At 54.9% G+C, this 5871-nt stretch carries 3 rRNA genes; all 3 read right to left on the reverse strand.

Going from position 1 to position 5871, the window contains the following annotated elements:
- Position 1: 1 nt before the first annotated feature.
- The 3 genes from rrf to M8J71_RS03110 all read right to left on the reverse strand — a co-directional run bounded on the left by rrf (position 2) and on the right by M8J71_RS03110 (position 5681).
- Positions 2-118, reverse strand: a 5S ribosomal RNA gene (gene rrf, locus M8J71_RS03100).
- A 233-nt stretch (positions 119-351) separates the two neighbouring features.
- Positions 352-3605 (reverse strand): 23S ribosomal RNA (locus M8J71_RS03105).
- Between the two features lie 551 nt (positions 3606-4156).
- A 16S ribosomal RNA gene (locus tag M8J71_RS03110) occupies positions 4157-5681 on the reverse strand.
- Together the 16S, 23S and 5S rRNA genes form the textbook arrangement of a ribosomal RNA operon.
- Positions 5682-5871: the final 190 nt, after the last annotated feature.

The following is a 5871-nucleotide window of genomic DNA, read 5'->3' on the forward strand; positions in this document are numbered from 1 at the left end:
TGTCCGGCGGTGACCTACTCTCCCACACCCTCCCGGGTGCAGTACCATCGGCGCTGTGGGTCTTAGCTTCCGAGATCGGAATGGGACCGGGCGTTTCCCCCACGCTATGACCGCCGTAACCCTTGCTCCGCACCCCTGCGATTGCTGGGGGTGGGAAATCTTTGTGGTTACAACAAGTGTGTGCTCCCTTGCGGGTGCTGTGGTGTTGTTATTCAGTTGTGTTTTGTTCCCTGGACAACGAACCGGTTTGGTTTGTTGTTTGGGAACCACATAGTGGACGCAAGCAGTCTTGTTATCTTTTTACCAACCCCTTGGGTGCAAACGCTTTTGAATCCGTTTGCGGGGTGGTGTGTGGTGTAAGTTATCGGCCTATTAGTACCGGTCAGCTTCACGAGTCGTTAGTCCTCGCTTCCACATCCGGCCTATCAACCCAGTGGTCTGGCTGGGGGCCTCTCACACACAATGGTGTATGGAAATCTCATCTTGAAGCGAGCTTCCCGCTTAGATGCTTTCAGCGGTTATCCCATCCGAACGTAGCTAATCAGCGGTGCACTTGGCAGTACAACTGACACACCAGAGGTTCGTCCGTCCGGTGTATGGAAATCTCATCTTGAAGCGAGCTTCCCGCTTAGATGCTTTCAGCGGTTATCCCATCCGAACGTAGCTAATCAGCGGTGCACTTGGCAGTACAACTGACACACCAGAGGTTCGTCCGTCCCGGTCCTCTCGTACTAAGGACAGCCCTTCTCAAATTTCCTGCGCGCGCAGCGGATAGGGACCGAACTGTCTCACGACGTTCTAAACCCAGCTCGCGTACCGCTTTAATGGGCGAACAGCCCAACCCTTGGGACCTACTCCAGCCCCAGGATGCGACGAGCCGACATCGAGGTGCCAAACCATGCCGTCGATATGGACTCTTGGGCAAGATCAGCCTGTTATCCCCGAGGTACCTTTTATCCGTTGAGCGACGGCCATTCCACAATGTACCGCCGGATCACTAGTCCCGACTTTCGTCCCTGCTCGAGATGTCTCTCTCACAGTCAAGCTCCCTTGTGCACTTACACTCGACACCTGATTGCCAACCAGGCTGAGGGAACCTTTGGGCGCCTCCGTTACTTTTTAGGAGGCAACCGCCCCAGTTAAACTACCCATCAGGCACTGTCCCTGACCCGGATTACGGGCCGAAGTTAGATGTCCAAAGTGACCAGAGTGGTATTTCAACGATGACTCCACCCGAACTGGCGTCCGGGCTTCAACGTCTCCCACCTATCCTACACAAGCCACTCCGAACACCAATACCAAACTATAGTAAAGGTCTCGGGGTCTTTCCGTCCTGCTGCGCGTAACGAGCATCTTTACTCGTACTGCAATTTCGCCGAGTTTATGGTTGAGACAGCGGGGAAGTCGTTACTCCATTCGTGCAGGTCGGAACTTACCCGACAAGGAATTTCGCTACCTTAGGATGGTTATAGTTACCACCGCCGTTTACTGGGGCTTAAATTCTCAGCTTCGCCTTGCGGCTAACCGGTCCTCTTAACCTTCCAGCACCGGGCAGGAGTCAGTCCGTATACATCGTCTTGCGACTTCGCACGGACCTGTGTTTTTAGTAAACAGTCGCTTCCCCCTGGTCTCTGCGGCCCCGATCCCCTCCCGGTCGCTAGTACCGTTCAAGGTTGGGGCCCCCCTTCTCCCGAAGTTACGGGGGCATTTTGCCGAGTTCCTTAACCATAATTCTCTCGATCGCCTTAGTATTCTCTACCTGATCACCTGTGTCGGTTTGGGGTACGGGCGGCTAAAACCTCGCGTCGATGCTTTTCTCGGCAGCATAGGATCACCAAATCCCCCCAAACGGGGGTCCCATCAGATCTCAGGCATCATGAACAGCGGATTTGCCTACCGTTCGCCCTACATCCTTAGACCGGGACAACCATCGCCCGGCTTGGCTACCTTCCTGCGTCACACCTGTTAATACGCTTGCCTCCCAGGATCAGGTCCTGCGCTCCACCAAAACCCTTCACCCACAAGGGGTGTCAGGCAGGTCTCGGGCAGTTAGTATCCCCTGTTCAGCATGGGCGGTTTTTCGCCGGTACGGGAATATCAACCCGTTGTCCATCGACTACGCCTGTCGGCCTCGCCTTAGGTCCCGACTTACCCAGGGCAGATTAGCTTGACCCTGGAACCCTTGATCATTCGGCGGACGGGTTTCTCACCCGTCTTTCGCTACTCATGCCTGCATTCTCACTCGTGTAGGCTCCACCGCTGGTTTACACCGCGACTTCACTGCCCACACGACGCTCCCCTACCCATCCAGACGCCTGAACCACAAGGGCTTAGCTAATATCTGAATGCCACAACTTCGGCGGTGTACTTGAGCCCCGCTACATTGTCGGCGCGGAATCACTTGACCAGTGAGCTATTACGCACTCTTTTAAGGATGGCTGCTTCTAAGCCAACCTCCTGGTTGTCTTCGCAACTCCACATCCTTTCCCACTTAGCACACGCTTAGGGGCCTTAGTTGGTGGTCTGGGCTGTTTCCCTCTCGACTATGAAGCTTATCCCCCACAGTCTCACTGCTGCGCTCTCACTTACCGGCATTCGGAGTTTGGCTGACGTCAGTAACCTTGTAGGGCCCATTAGCCATCCAGTAGCTCTACCTCCGGTAAGAAACACGCAACGCTGCACCTAAATGCATTTCGGGGAGAACCAGCTATCACGAAGTTTGATTGGCCTTTCACCCCTACCCACAGCTCATCCCCTCCATTTTCAACTGAAGTGGGTTCGGTCCTCCACGACGTCTTACCGTCGCTTCAACCTGGCCATGGGTAGATCACTTCGCTTCGGGTCTAGATCACGCCACTGCAACGCCCTATTCAGACTCGCTTTCGCTACGGCTTCCCCACACGGGTTAACCTCGCGACGTAACACTAACTCGCAGGCTCATTCTTCAAAAGGCACGCCGTCACAGCTACAAGGCTGCTCCGACGGATTGTAAGCACACGGTTTCAGGTACTGTTTCACTCCCCTCCCGGGGTACTTTTCACCTTTCCCTCACGGTACTGGTCCGCTATCGGTCATTAGGGAGTATTTAGGCTTATCAGGTGGTCCTGACAGATTCACACGGGATTTCTCGGGCCCCGTGCTACTTGGGATACTCATCCGGGCGGTACACAACATTTCGGTTACGGGGCTCACACCCTCTCTGGCCGGCCTTTCAAGACCGTTCACCTATGCCTGCACATCACACCCCACCAACCCGGCAGAATTGGTATGGAAAGTCCCACAACCCCGACCATGCAACGCCCGCCGGCTATCACACATGGAACGGTTTAGCCTTATCCGCGTTCGCTCGCCACTACTAACGGAATCACTATTGTTTTCTCTTCCTGCGGGTACTGAGATGTTTCACTTCCCCGCGTTCCCTCCACGCACCCTATGTGTTCAGATGCGGGTCACCAGATCACTCGCGCGTCTGGCGGGGTTTCCCCATTCGGACACCCTGGGATCACAGTCCGGTTATCGACTCCCCCAGGCTTATCGCAGATTCCTACGTCCTTCTTCGGCTCCTAATGCCAAGGCATCCACCGTGTGCTCTTAAAAACTTGACCACAAAAGATCAATCAGTAATTTTCGAGAGAACCATGAAACCAACCACACCCAACAACAACCCCCCAAAGGAAGCCATCATCACGCGCAGCCAGATCCAGGTTCATATTCTTGGAAATTGCTTCTTATAAAAGATGCTCGCGTCCACTATGTAGTTCTCAAACAACAACCCCAAACCACACACCCCACACACACCCCCACAAAACGAGGGGGCAACCGTGCGATCGGTGCAGCCAGGAAACCAGAAACAAACAAGTACCAGACACGCCGCAGCCAAAGCCACGACAAACCCGGCCCTGTTGCCTCAGGACCCAACAGTGTGCCAAACACTACCCGGCAGAAACGACCCGGCAAGCTTTCCAAGACACCCCCATTCCCGAAGGAAAGAGAAAGCGTCCGTACTGACTGCCGGTCCGTGCCACCAGGCACCTATTTGTTGATATTCCACCCATGAGCACCCGCCGCAGAACTTGCGTCTGCGCAACGGGCATTTACTCCTGACAAACCCACCACACTCACATACATGAGCCGGGCGTTTGTAGGTGCTCCTTAGAAAGGAGGTGATCCAGCCGCACCTTCCGGTACGGCTACCTTGTTACGACTTAGTCCCAATCGCCAGTCCCACCTTCGACAGCTCCCTCCCACAAGGGGTTAGGCCACCGGCTTCGGGTGTTACCAACTTTCGTGACTTGACGGGCGGTGTGTACAAGGCCCGGGAACGTATTCACCGCAGCGTTGCTGATCTGCGATTACTAGCGACTCCGACTTCATGGGGTCGAGTTGCAGACCCCAATCCGAACTGAGACCGGCTTTTTGGGATTAGCTCCACCTCACAGTATCGCAACCCTTTGTACCGGCCATTGTAGCATGCGTGAAGCCCAAGACATAAGGGGCATGATGATTTGACGTCGTCCCCACCTTCCTCCGAGTTGACCCCGGCAGTCTCCTATGAGTCCCCACCATCACGTGCTGGCAACATAGAACGAGGGTTGCGCTCGTTGCGGGACTTAACCCAACATCTCACGACACGAGCTGACGACAACCATGCACCACCTGTAAACCGACCGCAAGCGGGGGACCTGTTTCCAGGTCTTACCGGTTCATGTCAAGCCTTGGTAAGGTTCTTCGCGTTGCATCGAATTAATCCGCATGCTCCGCCGCTTGTGCGGGCCCCCGTCAATTCCTTTGAGTTTTAGCCTTGCGGCCGTACTCCCCAGGCGGGGCACTTAATGCGTTAGCTACGGCGCGGAAAACGTGGAATGTCCCCCACACCTAGTGCCCAACGTTTACGGCATGGACTACCAGGGTATCTAATCCTGTTCGCTCCCCATGCTTTCGCTCCTCAGCGTCAGTTAATGCCCAGAGACCTGCCTTCGCCATCGGTGTTCCTCCTGATATCTGCGCATTTCACCGCTACACCAGGAATTCCAGTCTCCCCTACATCACTCTAGTCTGCCCGTACCCACCGCAGATCCGGAGTTGAGCCCCGGACTTTCACGGCAGACGCGACAAACCGCCTACGAGCTCTTTACGCCCAATAATTCCGGATAACGCTTGCGCCCTACGTATTACCGCGGCTGCTGGCACGTAGTTAGCCGGCGCTTCTTCTGCAGGTACCGTCACTTTCGCTTCTTCCCTACTGAAAGAGGTTTACAACCCGAAGGCCGTCATCCCTCACGCGGCGTCGCTGCATCAGGCTTGCGCCCATTGTGCAATATTCCCCACTGCTGCCTCCCGTAGGAGTCTGGGCCGTGTCTCAGTCCCAGTGTGGCCGGTCACCCTCTCAGGCCGGCTACCCGTCGTCGCCTTGGTAAGCCATTACCTCACCAACAAGCTGATAGGCCGCGAGTCCATCCAAAACCACAAAAAGCTTTCCACCCCCCACCATGCGATGAGGAGTCATATCCGGTATTAGACCCAGTTTCCCAGGCTTATCCCAGAGTTAAGGGCAGGTTACTCACGTGTTACTCACCCGTTCGCCACTAATCCCCCCAGCAAGCTGGGGATCATCGTTCGACTTGCATGTGTTAAGCACGCCGCCAGCGTTCATCCTGAGCCAGGATCAAACTCTCCGTTGAAGTAAAACAAAAACAGAAACCACCAGGAAACCACGGGAAAACGCGGCAACCAGACAGCAAAAATTTGAAACCAGCTGTAAAAACCAGACCACCCACAGGGGCGGGCAGCCCGGCAAATTCAACCAATCCATAAAAACAAATCGGTATCAACAAACTTGGCACACTATTGAGTTCTCAAACAACAGACACA

Source organism: Pseudarthrobacter sp. R1 (assembly GCF_024494415.1).
Classification (GTDB): domain Bacteria; phylum Actinomycetota; class Actinomycetes; order Actinomycetales; family Micrococcaceae; genus Arthrobacter.